Annotated in this window: 24 protein-coding genes and 1 pseudogene; 14 read left to right on the top strand and 11 right to left on the bottom strand. The window is 72.4% G+C overall.

Annotated features, from left to right (window positions below; translation table 11 throughout):
• The first annotated feature begins 78 nt into the window (after positions 1-78).
• Positions 79-897, top strand: a complete 819-nt coding sequence (locus tag ACZ4VT_RS30035; protein WP_467954451.1) for a serine hydrolase domain-containing protein — start codon at positions 79-81, stop codon at positions 895-897.
• Here the strand turns inward: ACZ4VT_RS30035 and ACZ4VT_RS30030 are convergent.
• Positions 894-1547 carry a pirin family protein gene (locus ACZ4VT_RS30030; protein ID WP_467954359.1) on the bottom strand — a complete coding sequence of 218 codons (654 nt, stop codon included), beginning with the start codon at positions 1545-1547 and terminating at the stop codon, positions 894-896. The two genes, ACZ4VT_RS30035 and ACZ4VT_RS30030, sit on opposite strands and share 4 nt — an antisense overlap.
• Before the next feature lie 92 nt (positions 1548-1639).
• Between ACZ4VT_RS30030 and ACZ4VT_RS30025 the strand changes: the two genes are divergently transcribed.
• From ACZ4VT_RS30025 to fabF, 5 genes are all read left to right on the top strand, one after another.
• A complete protein-coding gene (locus ACZ4VT_RS30025) occupies positions 1640-2857 on the top strand; it encodes a PucR family transcriptional regulator (RefSeq protein ID WP_327413786.1) in 1218 nt (405 codons plus the stop codon).
• Between the two features lie 89 nt (positions 2858-2946).
• On the top strand, positions 2947-3864 hold the full coding sequence (locus tag ACZ4VT_RS30020; RefSeq protein ID WP_362806068.1) for an ACP S-malonyltransferase: 918 nt from the start codon (positions 2947-2949) through the stop codon (positions 3862-3864).
• Between the two features lie 19 nt (positions 3865-3883).
• Positions 3884-4888, top strand: a complete 1005-nt coding sequence (locus ACZ4VT_RS30015; RefSeq protein WP_467954356.1) for a beta-ketoacyl-ACP synthase 3 — start codon at positions 3884-3886, stop codon at positions 4886-4888.
• Between the two features lie 57 nt (positions 4889-4945).
• Positions 4946-5194, top strand: a complete 249-nt coding sequence (locus tag ACZ4VT_RS30010) for an acyl carrier protein (RefSeq protein ID WP_362806066.1) — start codon at positions 4946-4948, stop codon at positions 5192-5194.
• A gap of 79 nt (positions 5195-5273) precedes the next feature.
• Positions 5274-6539, top strand: coding sequence for a beta-ketoacyl-ACP synthase II (fabF, locus tag ACZ4VT_RS30005; RefSeq protein WP_467954353.1), 1266 nt, complete (start codon positions 5274-5276; stop codon positions 6537-6539).
• 159 nt (positions 6540-6698) lie between these two features.
• Here the strand turns inward: fabF and ACZ4VT_RS30000 are convergent, their stop codons facing one another.
• Complete coding sequence (locus tag ACZ4VT_RS30000) at positions 6699-7193, bottom strand: DUF3145 domain-containing protein (protein ID WP_467954351.1); 495 nt, start codon at positions 7191-7193, stop codon at positions 6699-6701.
• Between the two features lie 249 nt (positions 7194-7442).
• Between ACZ4VT_RS30000 and ACZ4VT_RS29995 the strand changes: the two genes are divergently transcribed.
• Entirely contained in the window at positions 7443-8339 is an 897-nt protein-coding gene (locus tag ACZ4VT_RS29995; RefSeq protein WP_467954349.1) for an SGNH/GDSL hydrolase family protein, read from the top strand.
• A 109-nt stretch (positions 8340-8448) separates the two neighbouring features.
• Here the strand turns inward: ACZ4VT_RS29995 and ACZ4VT_RS29990 are convergent, their stop codons facing one another.
• Positions 8449-10908 (bottom strand): beta-glucosidase, encoded by a 2460-nt coding sequence (locus ACZ4VT_RS29990; protein WP_467954347.1) that lies wholly within the window; start codon positions 10906-10908, stop codon positions 8449-8451.
• A 149-nt stretch (positions 10909-11057) separates the two neighbouring features.
• Between ACZ4VT_RS29990 and ACZ4VT_RS29985 the strand changes: the two genes are divergently transcribed.
• Both ACZ4VT_RS29985 and ACZ4VT_RS29980 read left to right on the top strand, forming a co-directional pair.
• Positions 11058-11636 carry a TetR/AcrR family transcriptional regulator gene (locus ACZ4VT_RS29985; RefSeq protein WP_362806059.1) on the top strand — a complete coding sequence of 193 codons (579 nt, stop codon included), beginning with the start codon at positions 11058-11060 and terminating at the stop codon, positions 11634-11636.
• Positions 11637-12225: 589 nt separating this feature from the next.
• A complete protein-coding gene (locus ACZ4VT_RS29980) occupies positions 12226-12942 on the top strand; it encodes a carbon-nitrogen hydrolase family protein (protein WP_467954344.1) in 717 nt (238 codons plus the stop codon).
• Positions 12943-12951: 9 nt separating this feature from the next.
• Here ACZ4VT_RS29980 and ACZ4VT_RS29975 read toward each other — a convergent pair whose 3' ends face one another.
• The 3 genes from ACZ4VT_RS29975 to ACZ4VT_RS29965 all read right to left on the bottom strand — a co-directional run bounded on the left by ACZ4VT_RS29975 (position 12952) and on the right by ACZ4VT_RS29965 (position 16756).
• A complete protein-coding gene (locus ACZ4VT_RS29975; protein ID WP_467954343.1) occupies positions 12952-14538 on the bottom strand; it encodes a DUF2142 domain-containing protein in 1587 nt (528 codons plus the stop codon).
• Positions 14539-14551: 13 nt separating this feature from the next.
• Entirely contained in the window at positions 14552-16216 is a 1665-nt protein-coding gene (locus ACZ4VT_RS29970) for a hypothetical protein (RefSeq protein ID WP_467954341.1), read from the bottom strand.
• 201 nt (positions 16217-16417) lie between these two features.
• On the bottom strand, positions 16418-16756 hold the full coding sequence (locus ACZ4VT_RS29965; protein ID WP_467954339.1) for a winged helix-turn-helix transcriptional regulator: 339 nt from the start codon (positions 16754-16756) through the stop codon (positions 16418-16420).
• Between the two features lie 97 nt (positions 16757-16853).
• Between ACZ4VT_RS29965 and ACZ4VT_RS29960 the strand changes: the two genes are divergently transcribed.
• Positions 16854-17741: an NAD(P)-dependent oxidoreductase gene (locus ACZ4VT_RS29960; RefSeq protein ID WP_467954337.1), complete on the top strand. Its 888-nt coding sequence runs from the start codon at positions 16854-16856 to the stop codon at positions 17739-17741.
• Between the two features lie 17 nt (positions 17742-17758).
• Here the strand turns inward: ACZ4VT_RS29960 and ACZ4VT_RS29955 are convergent, their stop codons facing one another.
• The 3 genes from ACZ4VT_RS29955 to ACZ4VT_RS29945 form a co-directional block, all read right to left on the bottom strand.
• Positions 17759-18595, bottom strand: coding sequence for an EI24 domain-containing protein (locus tag ACZ4VT_RS29955; RefSeq protein WP_467954335.1), 837 nt, complete (start codon positions 18593-18595; stop codon positions 17759-17761).
• Positions 18596-18672: 77 nt separating this feature from the next.
• Positions 18673-19095 (bottom strand): organic hydroperoxide resistance protein, encoded by a 423-nt coding sequence (locus tag ACZ4VT_RS29950; RefSeq protein ID WP_327413801.1) that lies wholly within the window; start codon positions 19093-19095, stop codon positions 18673-18675.
• Between the two features lie 64 nt (positions 19096-19159).
• Positions 19160-20182 (bottom strand): NADP-dependent oxidoreductase, encoded by a 1023-nt coding sequence (locus ACZ4VT_RS29945; protein WP_467954333.1) that lies wholly within the window; start codon positions 20180-20182, stop codon positions 19160-19162.
• Between the two features lie 95 nt (positions 20183-20277).
• Between ACZ4VT_RS29945 and ACZ4VT_RS29940 the strand changes: the two genes are divergently transcribed.
• Positions 20278-20703: a MarR family winged helix-turn-helix transcriptional regulator gene (locus ACZ4VT_RS29940; protein ID WP_030711285.1), complete on the top strand. Its 426-nt coding sequence runs from the start codon at positions 20278-20280 to the stop codon at positions 20701-20703.
• Positions 20704-20771: 68 nt separating this feature from the next.
• Here ACZ4VT_RS29940 and ACZ4VT_RS29935 read toward each other — a convergent pair whose 3' ends face one another.
• Positions 20772-21488, bottom strand: coding sequence for an SCO2400 family protein (locus ACZ4VT_RS29935; RefSeq protein ID WP_467954331.1), 717 nt, complete (start codon positions 21486-21488; stop codon positions 20772-20774).
• 78 nt (positions 21489-21566) lie between these two features.
• Here ACZ4VT_RS29935 and ACZ4VT_RS29930 point away from each other — a divergent pair, with 78 nt between their 5' ends.
• Positions 21567-22124 carry a hypothetical protein gene (locus ACZ4VT_RS29930; RefSeq protein WP_467954329.1) on the top strand — a complete coding sequence of 186 codons (558 nt, stop codon included), beginning with the start codon at positions 21567-21569 and terminating at the stop codon, positions 22122-22124.
• A gap of 13 nt (positions 22125-22137) precedes the next feature.
• Here the strand turns inward: ACZ4VT_RS29930 and ACZ4VT_RS29925 are convergent, their stop codons facing one another.
• The gene (locus tag ACZ4VT_RS29925; RefSeq protein WP_467954327.1) at positions 22138-22848 is read right to left on the bottom strand and encodes an esterase/lipase family protein; all 711 of its coding nucleotides are present in this window, start codon (positions 22846-22848) and stop codon (positions 22138-22140) included.
• A 210-nt stretch (positions 22849-23058) separates the two neighbouring features.
• Between ACZ4VT_RS29925 and ACZ4VT_RS29920 the strand changes: the two genes are divergently transcribed.
• Both ACZ4VT_RS29920 and ACZ4VT_RS29915 read left to right on the top strand, forming a co-directional pair.
• On the top strand, positions 23059-24096 hold the full coding sequence (locus ACZ4VT_RS29920) for a rod shape-determining protein (RefSeq protein WP_030711274.1): 1038 nt from the start codon (positions 23059-23061) through the stop codon (positions 24094-24096).
• Positions 24093-24451 (top strand): annotated as a pseudogene (locus ACZ4VT_RS29915) (hypothetical protein); the annotation flags it as partial. The gene ACZ4VT_RS29920 and the pseudogene ACZ4VT_RS29915, both read left to right, overlap by 4 nt.

Genomic DNA, 24451 nt, shown 5'->3' with positions numbered 1-24451 from the left:
GGCTCCACGCTAAAACCCTGGAGTGCACTCCAAGCAAGTAGGCTCGGCCGCATGGAGAGCATGGAGGCCGTCAACGGCATGGAAAGCCTGCGGATCATCGACACCTGGCCGGTGGACACGGCCGCGGCGGCCGTCGTACGCGCCGACGGGAGCCTCGCCGGCGCCCACGGGCCCGTCGACCACCGTTTCGCGCTGGCCTCCGTGACCAAACCGCTCGCCGCGTACGCCGCCCTCGTCGCGCACGAGGAGGGCGCGATCGAGCTGGACGAGCCGGCCGGCCCCGAGGGGTCGACGGTCCGTCACCTGCTCGCGCACACCAGCGGCCTGGCCTTCGACGAGCACCGGGTGTCGGCCCCGCCCGGCGAGCGCCGGCTGTACTCCAACGCCGGTTTCGAGGTGCTCGGCGACCACATCGCCAAGGCCACCGGCATCCCCTTCGCGGAGTACGTGCACCAGGCGGTCTTCGAGCCGCTGGGCATGACGCGGACCACCCTGGAGGGCTCGCCGGCCAAGGACGGCGTCTCCACCGTGTCCGACCTGGTGCGCTTCGCCGCCGAGCTGCAGGCGCCCCGGCTGCTCGACGTGCGTACGGTCGCCGCGGCCACCTCCGTCGTGCACCCCGGGCTCAAGGGCGTCCTGCCGGGTTACGGACACCAGTCCCCCAACGACTGGGGCCTCGGCATGGAGATCCGCGACAGCAAGTCCCCGCACTGGACGGGCCTGACCTCCTCGCCCCGCACGTTCGGCCATTTCGGTCAGGCCGGCACCTTCCTGTGGGTGGACCCGGACGCGCGCGCCGCGTGCGTGGCGCTGGCGGACCGCGCCTTCGGCCCGTGGGCCGTGGCCGCCTGGACCCCGTTCACGGACGCGGTCCTGGCCGAACTGCGCTCGAACTAGGGCAGTTCCCAGATCAGCAGTTCCCCCGGGGACCCGGCGGTGATCTCCAGGTCCCGCTCGGCGGTGATCCGCACCGAGTCCCCGGGGCCCAGCTCCTCCCCGTCCAGGCGCAGGTCCCCGCGCACCACGTGCAGGTACACCCGTTCCGCCGCCGGTACGGCCACCCGCTCGCCCGCGCCGGGCCGCCGCACGTGCAGTACGGCGCCGGCCGCGGGGACCTCGTAGGGCGTCCCGTCGGCGATGCCGCGGACCACCTCGTACGAGGGTTCGCCGCCCGCGGCGAGGGGGGCGAGCCACATCTGCACGAAGCGCAGCCGCCCGTCGCCGTCGTTGCGCTCCACGTGCCGCGCGCCGGATCCGGCGCTGAGCCGCTGTACGTCCCCGGCCCGGACCAGGCCCTTCTCGCCGGTGCTGTCCTGGTGGGTGAGCTCGCCCTCGACGACCCAGGTCACGATCTCGGTGTGACTGTGCGGGTGCTCGTCGAATCCGGCGCCCGCCGCGAGGACCTCCTCGTTGCAGGCCAGGACGGGGCCGAAGCGCAGGTTGTCCGGGTCGTAGAACGAGCCGAAGGAGAAGGCGTGTCGGGTGGTGATCCCGGCGGCCGGGTCCCCGCCCTCGTACCGGTCGGCGCCGCGGCGTACATCAATCATGGGGGCCACGGTAGACCCGATCACGGGCGGGGCCGTGGCCACGGGACGGGACCGGACTCCGCGCACCCGTCCCGATAAGGCAGTCTTGTCACGTGCCTCAACCCGAACGTGAGCATTCGCCCGCCACACACGCCGCGCATCCCGCTCCCGCCCATCCGCACACCGCGACGCTGCGCCGGCTGGAGAAGTCCTCCGGCCGGCTCGCCGCCAACGCGATCGCGCGCATGGACGAGACCCTGCCGTGGTACCGGGCGATGCCACCCGAGAACCGGTCGTGGATCGGCCTGGTCGCGCAGGCCGGCATCGCCGCGTTCACCGAGTGGTTCCGGCACCCGGAGACCCCACAGGCGATCTCGACCGACGTGTTCGGGACGGCTCCGCGCGAGCTGACCCGGGCGATCACCCTGCGCCAGACCGTCGAGATGGTCCGCACCACGATCGAGGTCATGGAGACCGCGATCGAGGAGGTGGCGGCGCCGGGCGACGAGCAGATCCTGCGCGAGGCGCTGCTCGTGTACGCCCGGGAGATCGCCTTCGCGACGGCCCAGGTGTACGCGCAGGCCGCCGAGGCGCGGGGGGCGTGGGACGCCCGGCTGGAGTCCCTGGTCGTCAACGCGGTGCTGTCCGGCGAGGCCGACGAGGGTGCGCTGTCCCGGGCCGCGGCGCTGGGCTGGAACTCCCCCGAGCACGTGTGCGTGGTGCTCGGCACCGCGCCGGAGGGGGACAGCGAGCTGACGGTGGAGGCGATCCGTCGCGCGGCCCGCCACCACAAGCTGCAGGTCCTCACCGGGGTGCTCGGTGACCGGCTGGTCGTCATCGCGGGCGGCAGCGACAACCCGATGCAGGTGGCGAAGTCGCTGATCGGGCCGTTCGCGGCCGGTCCGGTGGTGGCCGGCCCCGTGGTGTCCGACCTGCTGAACGCGACGAAGTCGGCGCAGGCCGCGGCGGCCGGGCTGAAGGCCTGTACGGCGTGGCAGGATGCTCCGCGGCCGGTCCTGGCGGACGATCTCCTGCCGGAACGCGCGATCGCCTCCGATCCCGCTGCCAGGGAACAGCTGGTGGAGGAGATCTACAGACCGCTGGAGGAGGCCGGGTCGGCGCTGCTGGAGACGCTGAGCGTCTACCTGGAGCAGGCGAGCAGCCTCGAAGGGGCGGCGCGGATGCTGTTCGTGCACCCCAATACGGTGCGCTACCGGCTGCGACGTGTGACCGACGTCACCGGGTGGTCGCCTTCGGATGTCCGCTCCGCGTTCACCCTGCGAATCGCCCTGATTCTGGGGCGTCTGGCCGACGGCGATCTCCAGTCCTAGACTTTTGTCGGACATCAACAATTACCCCGACGGTTCTTCGTCCCTGTCCCCACGGGCGGCAGGGACCATCCACAAGAGAGAGTGTGAGGGTGCTCGTACTCGTCGCTCCCGGCCAAGGCGCTCAGACGCCCGGCTTCCTGACTCCCTGGCTCGACCTCCCCGGTGCCGCTGACCGCGTCGCCGCCTGGTCGGACGCCATCGGGCTGGACCTTGCCCACTACGGCACGAACGCTGACGCCGAAGAGATCCGCGACACGGCCGTGGCCCAGCCCCTGCTGGTCGCCGCGGGCCTGCTGTCCGCCTCGGCGCTGCCCGCTTCCCTGACCTTCGGTGCCGTCGCGGGCCACAGCGTCGGTGAGATCACCGCCGCCGCCTACGCCGGCGTCCTGTCCGAGGCCGACGCGCTGTCGTTCGTCCGGACCCGCGGTCTCGGCATGGCCGAGGCCGCCGCCGTCACCGAGACCGGCATGGCCGCCGTCCTCGGCGGTGAGCTCGACGTGGTCGTCGCGCACCTGGAGAAGCTGGGTCTGACCCCGGCCAACATCAACGGTGCGGGCCAGATCGTGGCCGCCGGCACGATGGAGCAGATCGAAGCCCTGCAGGCCGAGAAGCCCGAAGGCTCCATGAAGGTCGTCGCCCTCAAGGTCGCGGGCGCCTTCCACACGCACCACATGGCCCCCGCGGTGGCCACGCTGGAGAAGGCCGCCGAGGCCCTCTCCCCGGCTGACCCGGTGCTGAAGTACGTCTCGAACAAGGACGGCCTTGTCGTCACCACGGGCGCCGACGTCGTCGCCCGCCTGGTCGGCCAGGTCGCGAACCCGGTCCGCTGGGACCTGTGCATGGAGACGTTCGCCGAACTGGGCGTCACGGGGATCATCGAGCTCTGCCCCGGTGGCACCCTGACGGGTCTGGCCAAGCGCGCGCTGAAGGGCGTACCCAGCGTGGCGCTGAAGACCCCGGACGATCTCGACAAGGCCGCGGCGCTCGTCGCCGACCTGACGGCCTGAGAGAAGGAGCCCACACAGCATGTCCAAGATCAAGCCGGCCAAGGGCTCCCCGTACGCCCGCATCCTCGGGGTCGGCGGCTACCGCCCGATCCGCGTGGTGCCCAACGAGGTCATCCTCGAGACCATCGACTCCTCCGACGAGTGGATCCGCTCCCGCTCGGGCATCGCGACCCGCCACTGGGCCTCGCCCGAGGAGACGGTCGCCGCGATGTCGGTGGAGGCCTCGGGGAAGGCGCTGGCCGATGCCGGTGTCGCCCCCGAGCAGATCGGTGCCGTGATCGTCTCGACGGTCTCGCACTTCAAGCAGACTCCGGCCGTCGCGACCGAGATCGCGCACCGGATCGGCGCGGTCAAGCCCGCCGCCTTCGACATCTCCGCGGGCTGTGCCGGTTTCGGCTACGGCCTGACCCTGGCCAAGGGCATGGTGGTGGAGGGGTCGGCGGAGTACGTCCTCGTCATCGGCGTGGAGCGGCTCTCGGACCTGACGGACCTGGAGGACCGCGCGACGGCCTTCCTGTTCGGCGACGGCGCCGGCGCCGTGGTCGTCGGCCCCTCGGCCGAGCCGGCCATCGGCCCCACGGTGTGGGGTTCGGAGGGCGACAAGTCCGAAACGATCAAGCAGACCGTGCCGTGGGACGAGTTCCGCACCAAGGACACCGCCGAGAAGTTCCCGGCCATCACGCAGGAGGGTCAGGCGGTCTTCCGCTGGGCCGTCTTCGAGATGGCCAAGGTGGCCCAGCAGGCGCTCGACGCCGCCGGGATCACCGCCGACGACCTGGACGTCTTCATTCCGCACCAGGCGAACATGCGGATCATCGACTCGATGGTGAAGACTCTGAAGCTGCCGGAGCACGTCACGGTCGCCCGTGACGTGGAGACCACCGGCAACACCTCGGCCGCCTCGATTCCGCTCGCTATGGAGCGGCTCCTGGCGACCGGAGCGGCGAAGAGCGGCGACACCGCGCTCGTCATCGGCTTCGGGGCGGGACTCGTCTACGCCGCGACGGTCGTTACCCTCCCCTAGGGCCGGGATCCACATCCCGGTCTGTTTTTACCCGGTTACCCAGAGAAGGAGCGCCACATGGCCGCCACGCAGGAAGAGATCGTCGCGGGTCTCGCGGAGATCGTCAACGAGATCGCGGGCATCCCGGTCGAGGACGTCGAGATCGACAAGTCCTTCACCGACGACCTGGACGTCGACTCGCTGTCCATGGTCGAGGTCGTCGTCGCCGCCGAAGAGCGCTTCGAGGTCAAGATCCCGGACGAGGACGTCAAGAACCTCAAGACCGTCGGCGACGCCGCGAGCTACATCCTGAAGAACCAGGCCTGAGCCTGACGAGCGTTTGTCGCCACCTGGCGGTGGCGCCGTGACAATTCAGCACCCCCTGAGACGTGGAGAAAGAATTCCTGTGAGCCCGACCAATCGCACCGTGGTCGTCACCGGTATCGGCGCAACCACTCCGCTGGGTGGCGACAGCGCTTCGACCTGGGAAGGTCTGCTTGCCGGCCGTTCCGGCGTGACGCCCCTGGAGGGCGAGCGCTTCGCCGAACTCCCGGTACGCATCGCCGCCCGTGCCGCCGTGGACCCGAGCGAGGTCCTGCCCCGGCCGCTGGCCCGCAAGCTCGACCGCTCGGCGCAGTTCGCCGTCATCGCGGCGCGCGAGGCGTGGGCCGACGCCGGCTACACCGCCCCGGCCGGCGACGACGCCCAGATCGCGCCCGAGCGCCTGGGCACCGTGATCGCCTCCGGTATCGGCGGTGTCACCACGCTGCTCGACCAGTACGACGTACTGAAGGAAAGGGGTGTGCGCCGGGTCTCCCCGCACACCGTCCCCATGCTCATGCCGAACGGCCCGTCGGCCAACGTCGGCCTGGAGGTCAACGCCCAGGCGGGCGTGCACACTCCGGTCAGCGCCTGCGCCTCCGGGGCCGAGGCCATCGGCTACGCCGTCGAGATGATCCGTACCGGCCGGGCCGACGTGGTCGTCGCGGGCGGCACCGAGGCGGCGATCCACCCGCTGCCGATCGCCGCGTTCGCCAACATGATGGCGATGTCCAAGAACAACGAGAACCCCGAGCAGGCCTCCCGTCCGTACGACAAGGGCCGCGACGGCTTCGTACTGGGCGAGGGCGCGGGCGTCGTCATCCTGGAGTCCGCCGAGCACGCCGCCGCGCGCGGCGCCCGGGTCTACTGCGAGGTGCTGGGCCAGGGTCTGTCCGCGGACAGCCACCACATCGCGCAGCCGGAGCCGACCGGCCGCGGTGTCGCGGCCGCGGTGCAGAACCTGCTCGACAACACGGGTCTCGACCCGGCCGAGCTGGTCCACCTGAACGCGCACGCCACGTCGACCCCGCAGGGCGACACGGCCGAGCTGAAGGCCCTGCGCAAGGTGCTGGGCGACGACCTCGACCACATCGCGATCTCCGCGACGAAGTCGATGACCGGTCACCTGCTGGGTGGCGCGGGCGGCATCGAGACCGTCGCGACCGTGCTGGCGCTCTACAACCGGCTGGCCCCGCCGACGATCAACGTCGACGAGCTCGACGAGGACATCGACGCGGACATCGTGCGCGGCGAGCCCCGCAAGCTGCCGGCCGACGGCCCGATCTCCGCGATCAACAACTCCTTCGGCTTCGGCGGCCACAACGTGACGCTCGCGTTCCGCTCTGTCTGATCCCCGCTCCGCGCGGAAGGCCCACCCGGCTCCGGGTGGGCCTTCCGCGTATCGGTTGCGGTGTCCGAACCCACGAACACCGCAACCATCAATTGAGGAACCCCGACGGCGAGCAGCCGGCTCCGCGAGAGCGGCGCCGGTTGAGGCGCAAAAGGGGGCTCAGACCACCTGGTGGAGCCAGCGGACGGGTGCGCCCTCGCCGGCGTAGCGGAAGGGCTCCAGTTCGTCGTCCCAGGGCTTGCCGAGCAGTTTGGCGATCTCCGCTTCCAGGTCGGTCTCACCGCGCGCGGACCGGGCGAGGGCGGCGCGCAGCCGGTCCTCCGGGATCAGGATGTCGCCGTGGATGCCGGTGACGGCGTGGAAGATGCCGAGCTCCGGGGTGGAGCTGTAGCGCTCGCCCTCGGCGTTCGGACAGGGCTCCGCGGTCACCTCGAAGCGCAGCAGGCGCCAGCCGCGCAGCGCGGAGGCGAGTTTCGAGGCGGTGCCCGCTTCGGCCTGCCAGGAGAACTCGGCTCTCCAGGTGCCCGGGGAGGCGGGCTGCCTGATCCAGTCGAGGTTCACCCGCACCCCGAGCACGCCCGCAACAGCCCATTCCACATGCGGGCAGAGCGCGCGCGGTGCGGAATGCACGTACAGAACTCCACGTGTCGTCACCGGGACCTCCAGTGGTGGACGAGGTCGGGAATAAACTCCAGAAAACGGACAGTATGTGACGTGATGTAATGTAACGGAAATTATTTGACATTGCGCAACGGGACCTGCGGCCGAAACGCCACGGGAAAAAGCTACCGTGCGCCGGGGGTCATGGTGTGACGTACGGTCGCTCCGAGACCCGTAAACACAGAGCTTTCACTCAGCAGGACCCCCCGAACGACGCGGGGACGACAAGGAGGAGCCCTTCCCATGCGCACCACCGTTCCGCGCCCCCGCGCGCGCCGGATCCTCGCCGGGGCGGGCGCGGCGACCGTGCTGCTGGCCGGCGCGGCGACGGGGTGCAGTTCGGGCGGGTCGGGCGACGAGGGCGAGCGCGGCGGGCAGGCCGCTCCCCGCTGGAACACGGCACCGGCCTCGGTCGCGGCCGTGGGCGACTCCATCACACGTGGTTTCGACGCCTGTTCGGTGCTGGCCGACTGCCCCGAGGTGTCCTGGGCCACCGGGAACGACCCCGCGGTCCGCTCCCTCGCCGCCCGGCTGCTCGGGGACGCCGAGGTGCCCACCCGCAGCTGGAACTACGCGGTGACCGGAGCCCGGATGGCGGACCTGCCGGGGCAGCTGGCGGGGGCCGCCGCGCACAAGCCCGGCCTGGTCACGGTCATGGTGGGCTCGAACGACGCCTGCCGGCCCACGGCTTCGTCGATGACGCCGGTGGCGGAGTTCCGGGACGGATTCGAGAAGGCCCTCGCGGGGCTCCGAGCCGCGTCCCCCACCTCCCAGGTGTACGTCTCCAGCGTGCCGGACCTCCAACGGCTGTGGGAACAGGGCAAGGACCTCCCGATGGTGCGGCAGGTCTGGAAGCTGGGGATCTGCCAGTCGATGCTCGCCGATCCGCTGTCGGCGGCGACGGGGGCGACGGCCCGGCGCGAGCAGGTGCGGGCGCGGGTGGTCGAGTACAACGAGGTGCTGCGCGAGGTCTGCGCGAAGGACGACCTGTGCCGCTACGACGGCGGGGCGGTGTTCCAGTACCCCTTCGCGGCGGACCAGTTGAGCCGCTGGGACTGGTTCCATCCGGGCAAGGACGGGCAGGCACGGCTGGCGGAACTGGCGCACCGCCAGGTGACGGCCGCCGAACCGCCGCGTTGACGCCGGTGTGCACGGAGGGTCCGGGGGCGAGAGTCAGGTCTCGCCCCCGGACCGGCTTTCAGGGGTGTTTCAGGGGTGATTTCCGGCCATTTCCGATGGTTACGGTGTGTTACGCGATGTCGAGCGTGGCCGTCAGCCGCGCGTCACCGTGCGCGTGGCTCGCGCGGACCTCGTAGGCGCCGCCGATCCGCTGCCAGCCGGAGGTCTCCTGGTCCCAGATCTCGAAGGCCCGGGCGGGCAGGGCGATCACGGCCTCGACGGTCTCGCCGGGGCCGGCCGTGACGCCCGTGAAGGCCGCCAGCCAGCTCGCCGGGCGCTCGACGGTGTCGTCGCCGAGGGGGGCGAGGTAGACCTGGACGACCTCGCGGCCGGGCCGGGCACCGGTGTTGGTGAGGCGGACCCGGACCGTGTCGGGGGTGGCCTCCAGGGACTCGTACGTCCAGTCGGTGTAGCCGAGGCCGTGCCCGAAGGGGAACGCCGGGGCCACGCCGTGCTTCTCGTAGGCCCGGTAGCCGATGAACAGCCCCTCGCCGTACTCCAGGCGCCCCTCGGTGGGGACCACCTCGGTGACGGGCGCGTCCGCGAACCGGGCGGGCCACGTGGTGGGCAGCCGCCCGCCGGGCTCCGCGTCGCCGAGGAGCACGTCGGCCAGCGCGGCCCCGCCCTCCTGCCCGGGGAACCAGGCCAGCAGCACGGCGGCGACCTCCTCGCGCCACGGGAGCTCCACCGGGGAGCCGGCGTTGACGACGACCACGGTGTTCGGGTTGACGGCGGCGACGGCCCGCACCAGGTCGTCCTGGCGGCCCGGGAGGGCGAGGTCCTGCCGGTCGAAGCCCTCGGACTCCACGCGCTCGGTGGTGGCGACGACCACGACGGCGGTGTCGGCGGCGCGGGCGGCCGCCACGGCCTCGGCGATCAGCTCGTCGGCGTCGCGCCGCGGGCCGAGGTGGAGCAGCGAGAACATGATCGCCTTGAGCGGCAGCGCGGTCACGTCGGGGACCTGGTAGGTCAGCGACACCTCGACGGGCCGGCCCTCGGTGACGGCGACGCGGGCGCGCTCGTTGGGGGCGCCGAAGAAGGCCTCGAAGGGGTCGGCCTCGTTGCCCATCTCCTGGACGCCCTCCCACAGGGTCCGCCCGTCGACCGCGAGGCTGAAGGCGCCCAGCCCCCGGGTGCCGAAGGCGTGCTCGCCGCTCTCCCGCGGGAGGAACGTGCCGCGGACCTCGATGCTCGCCATGGTCTCGTACGTGGCGCCGGCGGGCAGGTCGTCGCCGATCCACTGGACCTGGCCGGTCGGCAGGCTGCCGTCGCCGATGACGGCGCCGGAGGCGTCGCGGCAGACCGCGCGGAGCTCGAAGCCCTTGTCGGCGGGGACCAGTTCGTCGGAGGGGTCGGCGCCGAGGGTGAAGGTCAGGGCCCCTTCCGGGAGGGCGGCGGTGAGGCCGTCGAGCGGGGAGACGATCCGCTCGGGGAAGACGGTGGCGCTGCCGCCGCCGAGGACGCGGGCGTCGCGGGCCGCGGCGCCGGAGAGGGCGACGGTGCGGCCGGCGGAGGCGTCGAGGGGCAGGACCGCCTTTCCGTCGGGCCCGGCCTCGTTGCGCGCGAGGACGAAGCCGCGGGCGGCGAGCTCGCGGGCCAGCGCCTGGCCGTCGACGGGGTCCGGGGCGGTCTCGACGACGGCGGGGGCGCCCTCCAGGGCGCCGACGCGGGCGGCGAGGCGCAGGACGTTGCGCACGGCGTCGTCGACGGCGGCCTCGGGGACCTCACCCGCGCGGACGGCCTCGGCGAGGGCGGGCCCGTAGACGGTGGTGGGGCCGGGCATGGCCACGTCCATGCCGCCCTCGATGTCGCCGGCGGTGGAGCGGGCGGCCATCCAGTCGGAGACGTTGCAGCCGTCGAAGCCCCATTCGCCGCGCAGGACCTCGTTCACCAGGTACCGGTGCTCGGTCATCGTCGTGCCGTTGACCTGGTTGTAGGCGGTCATGATGCCCCACGGGCGGGCGCTCGCGACGATGGCCTCGAAGGGCGCCAGGTACAGCTCGCGCAGCGGGCGCGGGGCGATGACGGAGTCGACGGTGAAGCGTTCGGTCTCGGCGTCGTTGCCGACGAAGTGCTTGACGGTGGTGCCGACCCCGCCGTCCTGGACGCCGTTCACGTAGCCGCTGCCGATGACGCCGGTGAGGTACGGGTCCTCGGAGTAGCACTCGAAGTGCCGGCCGCCGAGCGGGGAGCGGTGCAGGTTGACGGTGGGCGCGAGGAGGACGTGGACGCCCTTGCGGCGGGCCTCCTGGGCGAGGAGCCGGCCGGCGCGGCGGGCGAGCCCGGGGTCCCAGGCGGCGGCGAGCGCGGTCGGGGAGGGCAGGGCGATGGACGGGTCGTCGGCGGTCCAGCGCACGCCGCGGACCCCGACGGGGCCGTCGGACATGACCAGGGACTGCAGCCCGATCTCGGGGATCGCGGGCAGCGACCACATGTCCTGCCCGGCCAGCAGTCGGGTCTTGGTGTCGAGATCGAGCTTCCCGAGGGCCACCTCGACGACGCTGGTGCGGACCTGCTCGGCATCGGTCACGGCCGTGCCTCCTCATTGAGTGCGGTGCGGTGCGGTGTCCTCATCGTGGACCTGTTACCTGGTGAGCGGTAGGGTTCGTAATCTGTTCGTAATCTCAGGATGCCGTACGGTCCTGCTGGCAGGAGTCGGACGGGAAGGGGCGCACGGCGATGGTCAGGGCGAGGAGCGAGGAACGCCGCGGGGAGATCGTGCGCGCGGCCGTCGAGGTGATCGCGGAGCGCGGCTACCGGGGCGCGTCCCTGGGCACGGTCGCCGAACGCGTGGGCCTGACCCAGCAGGGGCTGCTGCACTACTTCCCGACCAAGGAGGCGCTGCTGGTCGCGGTGCTGGAGGAGCGCGACCGCTGGGACACCGGCGGCGGCTCGCGCGCCTCGGCCGAGACCTGGCGCCTGGACCTGCTGGCCTCGCTGGTGGAGTACAACGCGATGCGCCCGGGCATCGTGCAGACCTTCTCGGCGCTGCTGGGCGAGAGCGTCACCGACGGGCACCCCGCGCGGGAGTTCTTCACCGAGCGCTACGCCCAGGTCCGCGCGGAGATGGCGGCGGTGCTCCGCGCCGAGTTCGGCGACCGCCTGCCCTCGGGCCTCACCCCGGAACAGGCGGCCCCCCTGCTGACGGCCGTCATGGACGGCCTCCAGTACCAGTGGCTGCTCGCCCCGGAGTCGGTGGACATGCCCGCCGCCTTCCGCTCCTTCCTGACCCTGCTACGGGGCCCCGCGCAGCCCTAGGCCGGCTACGGCGTGCCGAGCAGCGGGTCGTGGACCGGGCAGGAGGGCCGCCGGCGGGGCAGCCGGTAGTACGCCCGGTCGCGGAGCCGGCCCGTCCAGGGCTGCGTGGTGGACGACCGTCTGACGAGGAGGTGGCGGCTGCTGCCCGCCCGCAGTGCCTGCGGTACTCGCCCAGCAGCGGGTCCATCTCCCCGAGGAACCCCCGTACCTGATCCTCCACCAGGCAGAACGGGCAGTCGGGGCCCGGCGGCAGGTGGAACTGCCGGCCCTCCGGCCGGGCGTCGCTGCCGAAGGCGGTGAGGACCAGCGCACCGGTGTAGGTCACGCACACGCCCAGGACCTGGGGCCCGTCGGAGCTCGCCACGTGCTCCACGAGCTCGCGGAAGCGGGCGGTGTCCACGCGCTCGACGCGTTCGAGGGCGGTCCGGGCCGCGGCGACGGTGTTGACCACCGCGGCCACCAGGGAGACCGTGATGACGGCCGGCACCGCCCACGGTGGCCCCTCGTCCCACATCAGCCACAGCAGTCCCGCCGGTCCGTCGACCCCCCGGAGGCCCCGGACTCCACCGGGTCCGGCATCCTCGGCCAAGTGAAGATCGCCGCAGCCCAGATGACCTGCCTCCCCGCCGATGTCCATGCCAACGTCGAGCGGGCCGCCGCGCTCGCCGCCGCGGCCCGCGAACAGGGCGCCGGGCTGGTGGTGTTCCCCGAGTTCACGCTCACCGGTTACGAACTGGACGCCCTCGCGGCCGATCCCGGCCTGTGGACCGCCGCCGACGACCCGCGCCTGGACCCGCTGCGCTCCGCCGGGATCGCCACCGCCGTCAACGTCGCCCTGCCCACCGCCGGTCCGCGCCCCGCCATCGCGACGCTGGTCCACGACGCGGACGGCGCGCACGTGACGACGTACGCGAAGCAGCACCTCTTCCGGCACGAGCAGGACCTCTTCGCACCCGGCACGGGCGACGGGCGCTTCGAACTCGGCGGGATCCGCTTCTCCTTGGGCGTCTGCTACGACAACCACTTCCCCGGACCGCCCGGCCGGGCCGCCGCCGACGGCTGCCGGGTGCACCTGGCGAGCTCCCTGTACGGGACGGGCGACGGGATCGGCGAGCGCGCCGCCGTGTACCCGGGCATCGCGAAGGACCACGGCCTGTACGTCGTCCTCGCCAACCACGTCGGCCCGGCGGGCCCGTGGACCGGCTGCGGCGGGGCGGCCGTGTGGGCCCCGGGCGGCACCCTGCTCGCCGAGGCGGACGACCGTACGCCGTCGGTGGTGACCGCCGAGATCGGCCCGTCCCTCTGAGGTGGTGCGTCAGGCGGGCTCGGGCACCCGCACGGGCCGGTCCGCCTGCGGGGTGTCGAGGTCCGGGAGCCGCGGCGCGGCGGCCTTGCGGTCCGAGACCAGGGCGGGCACCACGATGACGAGCGCCGCCAGCGTGTACACGCCGGTCCAGAAGACCCAGCCGCCGGGCGGGGCCCAGTGCGCCGAGGTCGGCACCCACGAGGCCTTGTTGCCGACGGCGAACCGGCGCAGCGTCCAGTAGAAGGCCGCCACGTTGGCCACCGCGAAGCCGCCGGCGGAGAGGCCGACCAGCCGCCGCAGGGGGAAACCGCGCTCGGGAACGCGGGTGGCGCAGATCAGCACCGCCATCAGCGGCAGGCCGACGGCGAAGGGCAGCAGGTAGCGGCCCTGCCACACCATGCCGATCCGCTCCGCCTCCGAGGCCTGCGCGGCCACCGGCACCATCACGATGGCCACCAGCATGCCGGCCACCGCCACCACGTCGCGCCGCCGGCCGTAGACCAGCGCCAGCGCGACGAGCGTCGCGAGCACCCCCATCCACACCAGGTACAGCAGGGCCGGGCCCGGGGTGTCCAGCCAGCCGAAGAAGCCGACCATCTGCTTGATGTACCAGTCGGTGTTGCCGAGGGTGCGCTTGGCGGCCACGGCCGCGGTGAGCGAGTCGGGGATGTCTATCTGCGAACGGTCCGGGTGCTTGGCCGCCCAGAGCAGCGCACCGGCCGTCGCCAGGCCCAGCAGGGCCGTCCAGAGCCACAGGGCCTTGCGGCGCAGCGCCTGTCCCAGCACTCCGCTCCGCTGCGTCAGCAGCAGGCAGAAGACCACCGCGCCGCCGAACCAGATCAGTCCGAGCGGCCGGATGTTGATCAGCACCAGGCCGCCTACGCCCAGTCGGGCCAGCCGGCGGTTCAGCAGCACCGGGTCGGGTGACAGGACGATCGACAGCAGGGCCGTCCACACCAGGATCCCGGCGGCGATCTCGCCGCCGCTGGGGTTGAGCATGCCGGACATGTAGAGCGTCATCGGCGTGGCCGCGGCGAGCACGCCGAGCACCGCCAGTGAGCGCCGACGCCACTCGCCGGCCGTGACCACCGCGCTCGCCAGCAGGGCCGAGCAGAGCAGCGCCGACACGAAACGCATGAGGTACAGCCCCTTGGGGCCGTCGACCAGCAGGCTCGGCCAGCCGGTCGCCAGGTAGTAGGCCGGGTGGTAGCGGCCGGCCGCCGTGGGCACCTGGACGATCTTCTCGGAGTCGCCGAGCGAGGGCGCGCAGGACGCGGGCTGGGACTGGCGCCACGCGTAGCACTCGTGCACCGCGGCGAGGTTGCCGTACCACTCCGGGAGCTGCATCCCGGCCTCGGCGAACTGTCCGTCGATGCCCGCCACCCGGTGCGGGACCATCACCAGGGGGCCGCTGATCTGGCCCCGGGCGGCGGCCGCGGCGCGGACGAAGTGCGCGTGCTCGTCGGGAGAGCCGCCGATGGGGCTGGCGGCGGACCAGGAACCCGCGAGCGCGAAGAACAGCGCGAACGAGATCAGCCAGAGCCGCCTGGGTGTGCCGGCGGACCAGTCGGCCAGCCGCGTCAGTGCGGAGATCATCGGTTCCCCCGGGTCATCGGATGAAGCTCAGCCAGCTCTGGTCGCCGTCTTTGGAACAGGTACCGCCGGGCGCGTACTTCGGGCAGCTGCCGTCCTGCTCCGTGATGGTGTGCGAGACCCACGGCAGGATCCGGTAGGTGTTCTCCTTGGCCGGCATGTAGCGGTCGGCCATCGAGGAGGAGACGGTGCCGAGGAGCAGCAGCAGGGCGCACAGGGTCCCGATCACCGCGCCTTCGCGGGCCGGGAAGCCGGTGCCCTCCGTGGTGCTCGCTGACTCGGCCCGGCGCGCGGCCATGCGCTGCGAGACCAGGTGGACGACCAGTGCGCACAGCAGCAGCCCGCAGTAGAGGAGCTGGTTGTTCGTGCGGGTGTAGAGCTGCACGGTCTGCGTCTCGTACATGTGCGAGGCGATGTACATGCGCATCACCCACGCGCTGATGAACATCGCGGCGACGGTGACCACCATCGGCCTGCGGATGCCCAGCCAGATCGCGGCGCCCAGGCAGACGAAGGTGACCAGGGCGAACAGGCCGACCCCGCCGTACTCGCCGGGCGGCGGCCACTCGCCGACCTTGCCCGGCATGTCCGTGCGCCACATGAGGTAGTACGCCGGGTCGGTGAAGTTGTCGAACCGGAAGTTGTAGTCCTTGGTGGTCTGCCCCTCGGTCAGCATGACCACGAGGTAGCGCCCGGCGACCACGAGGAAGGCCGCCAGGGACGCGCCGAGGAAGGCCGCGCCCTTGAGCCGGCCGAGCCGGCCGGTCCGCCACGGGAAGTACAGCAGCGCGGCGAACAGCACGCCCGCCGCGCTCCACAGGAACCAGCCCGAGTAGGTGAGGAACAGCACGCCGAGCAGCGCGCCGAATCCGGCGCCCTTGAGCAGGAGCGGCCGCCAGGCCCGCGTGCCGGTGCGGCTGAGCGACACCACCATCGCCACGAGGACCGGTACGAGGACCACGAGCACGGTCTGGCTGTACGGCTTGTACGCGTCGATCAGCGCGAAGGCCGGGGCCACGCCGAAGGCGAGGGCGCGGACCGGGCCGAGCAGCATGCGCCAGCAGAGGTAGACCAGCGGTCCGAACGCGGCGGCGCCGAGGATCTGGAGGTCCTTGAACGCGTACGCGGTGTTGCCGCCGCGGAACCATTCGGCGTAGTACCCGAGGGTGTAGAGGGGGGCCGGCGGGTAGACCGGCGAGCCCGAGGGGCGGCCGTTGGCCACCGCGTGGGCCCACTCGACGATGCGGCCGCTGTCGCCGTTGAGGCCGAACATCGGCCAGGGCGTCCCGTGGAGGGCGACGACCGCGCCGGCGGCGACGAAGCCGCTGGCCAGGCCCGCGAGGGCGGCGGCGGCGATCCGGGCGGCCAGGTCGAAGTGCCGGCCTCCCCGCAGCCGCATGGCCAGCGCCACCGCGGCGATGAAGAGCAGACCGACGAGCGCGAACCGCAGCTGGATCGCGGCGAGGCCGCTGACCTGCGCGATCCGGTCCAGCGGGTCGAGTTTGAAGCGGACGGCCAGCAGCGGGAGCACGAGCGCCGCGCCGAACGCGACGACGGCTTCGAGGAGCAGCAGCGTGCCGCGCGAACCGAGACCGCGCCGGACGGCGGGTATCGGGCGGGCGGGCGCGGCCGGTCCGCCCGGGGGCAGCACGGCGACCGTGCCCTCGGTACTGACTGTCACTGCTGTGTCCCTACTGCTGGTCGGTCCTCGGCCCGGCGGCCGGTCGTGGCTCGGCAAGCCGCTGCCCGGCTCCGGGGTTCTCCCGGGGCCCGGCGAGGGCGGACTCAAAGGCAGTGAGAGACGGCCTCGGCACGTGCTGCCGCCCTGCATACTACGGGCCCACCGGGGGGTGCCGGAGGCCGCCGGCCGATCACGAGTCGGCTACGCGGAGTCCGCAAGCAGATGTTTTGCACCCCACTCCCCCAGGGACTCCAGTGCCTCGTTCAGTCCCTGTCCCAGCGGGGTCAGGGAGTACTCGACGCGCGGCGGGACCTCCTCGTGGACCTCGCGGTGGACGATGCCGTCCTGCTCCAGCTCGCGCAGCTGCGCGGCGAGCACCTTCTCGGAGACGCCGGGGACGAGCCGGCGCAGTTCACCGAATCGGCGTCGCGGGCTCCGCTCCAGCTCCCACAGGAGCGACACCTTCCATTTGCCGTCGATCACCGACATCGCCGCGGCGATCCCGCAGTGATCGGCACCGGGCCTTCGTGTCACCGCCATCGCGCACCCCTCCCCACCTGTTCGCTCACCTTGGGGTAACCACCCACTCCAAAGTGCGTACTTGAGCGCCTCACAGCCTGCCAGCAGGCTAAACGCCATGACTGACAACACACCTCAGCACTCGCTCACCCTGCTCGGACTCGGCGACATGGGCACCGCCCTCGCCCGGACCTGGCTCGCCGCCGGGCACCGCCTCACCGTCTGGAACCGCACCGCCGCCAAGGCCGGACCACTGGCCGCCGAAGGGGCCCTCGTCGCGGCGAGCCCCGCCGAGGCCGTCGCCGCGAACGGGCTCGTCGTGGTCTGCCTGCTGGACGACGCCTCCGTCGGATCCGCCCTGGACGGCATCGACCTGACCGGCAAGGACGTGGTGAACCTGACCACCGGCACCCCGGCCGAGGGCCGGGCGCGGGCCGCCTGGGCCGAGGAGCGCGGGGCCCGGTTCGTCGACGGCGGGATCATGGCCACGCCGACGATGATCGGCGTGCCCGAGGCCGGCGGGTACGTCTTCTACAGCGGCTCGCGCGCCCTCTTCGACACCCACCGGGCGGTCCTGGAGGTCCCGGCCGGGGCCCGCTTCGTCGGTGAGGACGCCGGTCACGCCGCCCTGCACGACGTGGCCCTGCTCAGCGCGATGTGGGGGATGTTCGCCGGCATCTCGCACGCCTACGCCCTGATCGAGGGCGAGGACATCGCCCCGAAGGACCTGGCTCCGCTGCTGTCCGAGTGGCTCGGCGCGATGGGCTTCTTCGTCGGCAACGCCGCCGAGCGGCTGACCTCGCGGGACTTCACCTCGGGGGTGGTGTCCAACCTGGCCATGCAGGTCGCGGGCAGCGGCACCATGCTGCGGACCGCCGATGAGCAGGGCGTCAGCACCGAGCTGGTCTCCCCGTACGTGGACCTGCTGCGGCGCCGGCTGGCCGCGGACCCGGCCGCCCACGGCGGGGAGGACACCGTCGGGGCCCTCCTGCTGCTGAAGCGGTAGCGGGGCGGGCGGCGCGGTCACGAGTACGCGGGCGGCGGCGGTCCGAAGCCGGCCGGGGCGGACGGGTCCTGCGGTGCGGCCGGGCCACCCGGCGCGGCCTCGGCGGACGGGGCCTCGTCGACGGCCATGAGGTCGCGCGCCATCAGCGTGGCCCCGGCCACCGCGCCCGGCATCAGGAACACCGCGACCAGCGGCACCAGGAACGCCAGCACGAGCGGCACGCCGAAGCCGAGCACCAGCATCCGCCGCGAGCGCAGCAGCGCCAGCCGCTCGGTCAGGTCCACCTTGCGCCGCTGCAGGGCCACGGCGGTGAGCTCCTGGGTCAGGAAGTACCCGGAGACGCAGAACCCGAGCGCGGGGACCACGGTCTGCCCGACCACCGGGACGAAGCCGAGGGCGAAGAGCAGGATCCCGTACAGCAGGACCCGTCCGAGCACCTTCACGCTGTCTCGGGCCGAGATCCACAGCTCCCGCCAGAGCGGGAGCCCGGACTGCGGGACCTCGCCGCCCTCGCTGCGGTCGACCTGCTCCGAGAGGGACTCGTAGAAGGGCTGGCCGATCAGCAGGGTCACGGCGGTGAAGGTGATCACCGCGAGGAAGAGCCCGAGGCCGAAGACCAGCGCGGTCAGGAAGCCGCGCAGGAGCCCGGTCCACGGCGTGGACCAGTCGTCGGCGAAGGGGGTGGCCCAGGCGGTCAGGTCGTCGGCCCCGTAGCCGAGGCCGATCAGCGCGCCGGCGTAGAGGACCAGTGAGACGAGCCCGGGCAGCAGCCCGAAGCCCAGCCACCGTCCGTGCCGGAACACCCATCGCTGGCCGGCCAGCAGATACCGGAAACCCCCCGCAAGATCACGCATGGGACCAGTTTAAGGCTGCCGTCCACGGCGAAGGCCGCCCCCGGACCGGGGGGCGGCCTTCGCTGAGCGGTGCCGGATCAGACGGCGAGCTCGACGGTGATGTTGCCGCGGGTCGCCTTGGAGTACGGGCAGACCTCGTGGGCCTTCTCGATGAGGTCCTTGGCGGTGGCGGCGTCCACGTTCGGGATCACGGCGGAGATCTTGACGATCAGACCGAAGCCCTCGTCGTTCTTGCCGATGCCGACCTCGGCGGTGACCGTGGAGCCGGAGATGTCGGCGTTCACGTTCTTGGCGACGACACCCAGGGCGCCCTGGAAGCAGGCGCTGTAGCCGGCGGCGAACAGCTGCTCCGGGTTGGTGCCGGCGCCGCTGCCGCCGAGCTCCTTCGGCGGGTTCACGACGACGTCGAGCTGGCCGTCGTGGGTGGCGACGCGACCGTCACGGCCGTTCTCGGCGGTGGCTACGGCGGTGTACGCGACGTCGGACTGCTGGATGGACATGTAAGGAAATCCTCCTGGTAATCGCCGCGACTCGCGCCCACGGTCACGACGGTGTGCAGTGAGCCTAACCGGTGAAGGAAACGATCATCTTTCCGGTGTTCTCGCCGCGCAGCATGCCGAGGAAGGCGGACGTCGCGTTCTCGACGCCCTCGACGACCGTCTCGTCGTACCGGAGCTCACCGGAGCGCAGCCATCCGGCGACGTCCTGGACGAACTGCTGCTGCAGTCCGGCGTGGTCGTTGACGAGGATGCCCTGCAGGCGCAGCCGCTTGCCGATGACCTGCATGAGGTTGCGCGGGCCCGGGGCGGCCTCGGTGTCGTTGTAGCCGGCGATCGCTCCGCACAGGGTGGCGCGGCCGTTCAGCTTCATGGAGGAGATGGCGGCCTCCAGGTGGTCACCGCCGACGTTGTCGAAGTAGACGTCGATGCCCTCGGGGGCCGCGGCCGGCAGCTGCTCGGCGACGGGGCCGTTCTTGTAGTTGAAGGCGGCGTCGAAGCCGTACTTCTCCGTGAGCAGCGTCACCTTGTCGTCCGAGCCGGCTGAGCCGACGACCCGGGAGGCGCCCTTGATCTTGGCGAACTGGCCCACGAGGCTGCCGACGGCACCGGCGGCGCCGGAGACGAAGACCGCGTCGCCCTCCTTGAAGGAGGCGACCTCGAAGAGGCCGGCGTAGGCGGTCAGGCCCGGCATGCCGAGCACGCCGAGGTAGGCGGAGAGCGGGGCGAGCGAGGCGTCCACCTTGGTGGCGAACTTCGCGTCGAGCTCGGCGTACTCGCGCCAGCCCAGGTGGTGCAGCACGTGGTCACCGACGGCGAAGCCCTCGGCGGCGGAGGCGACGACCTCGCCGACCGCGCCGCCCTGCATCGGCTCGTCCAGCTGGAAGGGCGGGACGTAGGACTTCACGTCGTTCATCCGGCCGCGCATGTAGGGGTCCACGGACATGTGGAGGTTGCGCACGAGGATCCGGCCGGCGGCGGGCTCGGCGGACACGGGGACCTCGCGCAGGGCGAAGTCCTCGGCTACGGGCCAGCCCTGCGGGCGACGGACGAGGTGCCACTCGCGGCTCACGGCGGGGATCTCAGACATGGGGCGCTCCTGGTAAGAACGAAATTGGTTCACTAGGTGAAACAACCATGCGCCTGGATATTTCATGTTGTCAAGTAAATGGGTAAGCTGGATCCATGCCCAGTCGTCGCGTAGACCCAGTGACCGTCGAGGTCGTCGAACTCATCGGCGACGTCGTGGCCCGCTACCACATGGAGTACGAGCACGCGGCCGCCAGCCACCAGCTGACCGGTGCGCAGGCCAGGGTGCTCAACATGCTCTCCCTGGAGCCGACGCCGATGCGCCGCATCGCGCAGAAGCTGAGGTGCGAGCCCTCGAACGTGACCGGGATAGTCGACCGGCTGGAGACCCGAGGCCTGGTCGAGCGGCGCCCGGACCCGGCCGACCGCCGGGTCAAGCTGGCCGCCCCCACCGAGGAGGGACTGCAGACCGCGGAGCGGCTGCGGGAGTCGCTGGACTTCGCCCGCGAACCGCTGGCCGGGCTGTCGCCGGCGGAGCGGGCGGTGCTGCGGGACCTGCTGAAGCGGATGCTCGGCGGGTAGGGGGCGGGTAGGGGCCGGCGTGTCGGCCGGGCCGGCGAGCCCGGCCTGACCGGCGAGGCGCTCCCCGGTCAGTCGCCCCAGCAGAGGATGCCGAGGAAGCCGCAGTCCTTGGGCGGCGTGGGGCTGGGCGTCGGCGGGGTCGGGGTCGGCGTCTGCGCGGAGCCGGTGATGCTCTGGGAGGGCTTGCCCGACGCGGTGGGCCGTACGGATCCCACCGGGCCGGGGGTGCCGGTGGGCGGCCCCGACGTCACGGGCGCGGGCTCGGGGGCGGACGAGCTCGGACCCGGCTGGGCGGCGCCCCCGGAGGGGGCTCCGGACCCGGACTTCTTCGTGCCCGCGGGGGCCTTGGCGGTGGCCTTCCCGGGCCCCGTGGGCGCCCCGGCCGTCGGGCCTTCCGGCAGGGGCGCGGGCTGCTGCGGGCCGTCGTCGGTCAGCACCACGGTGGCGGCCCGGTCGGTGCGCTGCCCGTCGGTGGCGAGGTGGGCCACCATCAGCGAGCCGCCGAGCGCGATCGCCAGGCTGAGCCCGATGGTCAGCACGGTGCGGCGGCGTCTGCGGTGCGTGACCCGGCGGCGCGCGCCCTGCCTGCGCTCGTTCGGGGCGGACAGCACGACCAGCGAGTCCGCGAACACGTCGGCAAGGACCGGCGGCGGCTCCGGGGCCGGCGCCGCGGGGGCGGGCACGGCTACGGGCGCGGCGGGTACCAGGTACTCGGCGGGGGTTCCGCATCCGGCGCACGCAAGTGCGCCGTTGAGGTGCCTCCGGCATGCGTGGCAGTAGTTCATGGCGCCCGCAGGCTACGTGGTCGGCGGCAACATCCGTATCCCGAGAACGTAAGGATCCTGTGTGGAATCGTTCCTTCCATGACTTCCTTCGGTCCCACCGCCTTCCAGTTGGTGCTGTTGCAGCAAATGTCGGATTTCCAGCCGGAACTCGCCGACGAGGCCCGCCGCCGGCTCGGCGCCTCGCTCGCGGACCAGCGGGAGGCCAACAAGCACTGGCAGGCGATGGTCAGGTCGTCCCGCTCCCGCGGCGCCCTGGCCCGGTACCGCTCGGTGCTCGGCCCGCCGGAGACCGCCGAGCGCCGCACGATCGGCGATCTGGAGTGCGAGGCCCTGCTGTGGCCGCTGGCGCTCTGGCCCGACCTGCGCTTCGAGGTGCTGGCCGCGCCGGACGGGGCGGTGTGGAACGAGTGGCTGGTACGTGCCCCGGGCGCGCGGGGCCCCGTACTGGAGTCGGCCGACGACCTGCTGCCCTGGTCGGCGACGGTGGACGAGGTGGCGCGGGCCTTCGCCCCGGTCCGGCCGATGGAGGGCACCGCCCCGACCCGCTGGCGCCTCGCCTTCGCCGCGCGGGGCAGGCCGTGCGTGGCCGAGTTCACGTACGGCCTGCTCCAGCGGGTCGCGGTGGACGGCGCGTAGGCCCGGACGGGACCTAGGAGGCGAGGAAGGCGCGGACGCCCGCCGAGGTGCCGTCGTCGCCGAGCAGGTCGTTGTGCTTGAGGCAGCCGACCGTGGTGTTGGCGGCTCCGGTCAGCGGAACGCTGTCGTCCGGGTTGACCACTTCGTCGCAGTGGGACCAGAAGGTCGCGTACCTCACCGTGCCCGGGGTCTCGTCCCCGCCGTTCAGGTTCTTCACCACGTACGACCCGGGGGCCATGTCCCTGCAGGCCTGGTCCCACAGGGCGCAGGCCCACGCGGTGGAGGTGCCCCGGTTGGGGCCGGCCAGCGAGACCCAGTGGTCCACGGTGGCGGTGCCGCCGCCGAACTTCACGTACCAGCGGCTCACGAGCGAGCCGAAGGAGTGTGCGACGACGTCGACGCGGGCGGCCCCGGTGTCCCGGCGGACCTGGTCGACGTACGCGCCGAGCCGGCCGGCGAGGACCTCGTTGACGGACTGGTGGGTGTCGTAGCCCCAGGAGAAGAGCTCGGAGTCGGCGTACCCGGCGGCGCGCAGGTCCCCGCGCAGGGCTCCCCAGACGCCCGGATCGGCGTTGTAGCCGTGCACGAAGATCACCGGATTGCGCGATGACGCCCGGTCAGAGGCGGAGGCCGGGACCCGGTCGGCGGCATGGGCCGGGAAGGACGCCAGCAGGGCCAGGCAGAGCGTCAGGAGTGCCAGCAATCTCTGTCGGGCCGTCAGCATCGAGTCCCCTTTACCTTGTTACGCGTGAGTAGCGCGTGCGGTGCGGGCATGGTGCTGCCTGTCGGTACAGAAATCCACCCCCATGCAGGCGCGGCACACCCCCGGCCGGAGCAGCCCAACGGGCGGTTAGACCCAAATGTCCGAGATGATATGAAAAGTGACCGGCATTTCCGCCGGTCCTCTTGCGTCAGCGCTCTCGGAGGATCTGCCGTGACCGTCAGTCTTGAGCAGTTGCGCCGCTGCCACGTCGCCGTCGACCTGGGGGCGGCAAGGACCCGCGTGTACGTCAAGGGCGCCGGCCTCGTGGTCGACGAGCCCAGCGTCGCCGCGGTCAACACGCGCACCGGCGCACTCATCGCCGTCGGAACCTTCGCCGAGCGGATGACCGGCCGCACGCCCGACTACATCCGGGTCGTGCGCCCCGTCTCCGGCGGCACCGTCGTCGACATCGAGATGGCCCAGCGGATGCTGCGTCACCTCCTCGGCGAGAAGCTGCGGCGCGCCCTGCGCCGCAAGCCCCGGCTGCGGGCCGCCGCCTGCACCCCGCACGACGCGGACCCGCTGGCCCAGCGGGCCACCGTGGAGACCCTCGTCGGGCTCGGCGCCCGCCGCGTCGAACTGGTCGACACCCTGATCGCGGCGGCCGTCGGCTGCGGACTGCCCGTGGAGCAGCCGACCGCGACGATGATCATGGTGTGCGGGGCCGCAGCCACCCAGGTCGCCGTCCTCTCCCTCGGCTCGATCGTGACCGCCGAGCGGATCCCGGTCGGCGGCGAGGCCATCGACCACGCGGTCGTCCAGCACCTGCGGCACGCGCACGAGCTGATGCTGCCCAGCCAGGCCGTCCGGCCGCTCCAACTGGCCCTGCACGGCAACGGCATCACCGCCGAGGGACCCGCCTCCACCCTCATCCACGGCCGCGACGTGGCCACCGGACTGGCCCGCTCCGTCCACGTGGACACCGCGGCCGTACGGGACGCCATCCACACGCCGCTGACCGCCGTGCTCGACGGCATCGGCAAGGTGCTGCGGGACTGCCCGCCGGACCTGGTCGCGGACCTGACGGACCGGGGGATCATGATGGTGGGCGGCAGCGCCCTGCTGCCGGGCCTGGACCAGATGCTGCGGGACGCCACCGGAATGCCCGTCGCCATCGCGGAACGGCCGGACGTGTGCGCCGTACTCGGTCTCGGCGCGATGCTCGAAGGGAAGATCGCCCCCATGGTCCTCAACCCGCTGGCCGAATGACGCGCTCCGGGCAGGAGCCCGAGGAAGGTCCCGGCGGGAGGCCGGGCGCGGAACCCGAAGGGGAATCCCGAGAAAAGCCCGACGGGGAGCCCGACGGGGACGAGGAAGGGGCGAGCCTCCCGGTGCTGCTGGAGGCCGTCCTCAGCGTCGGCTCCGAGCTGGAACTGCGCGCCACCCTCCAGCACATCGTGGACTCGGCCGCCGAGCTGTGCTCGGCGCGGTACGGCGCGCTCGGGGTCGTCGACCCCGAGCGCGCCCGGCTGACCGGGACTTTTCCGGGCAAGGCGACCAAAGAGGAGGGGGGCGCCGGCCCCCGCCCCCCCGGAGGGCGCTCCTGGGTTTTCTGCGTCCTCCC

The sequence above is a fragment of the Streptomyces sp. NPDC029164 genome (assembly GCF_055563995.1).
This window is presented reverse-complemented; position numbering and strand designations above follow the sequence as displayed.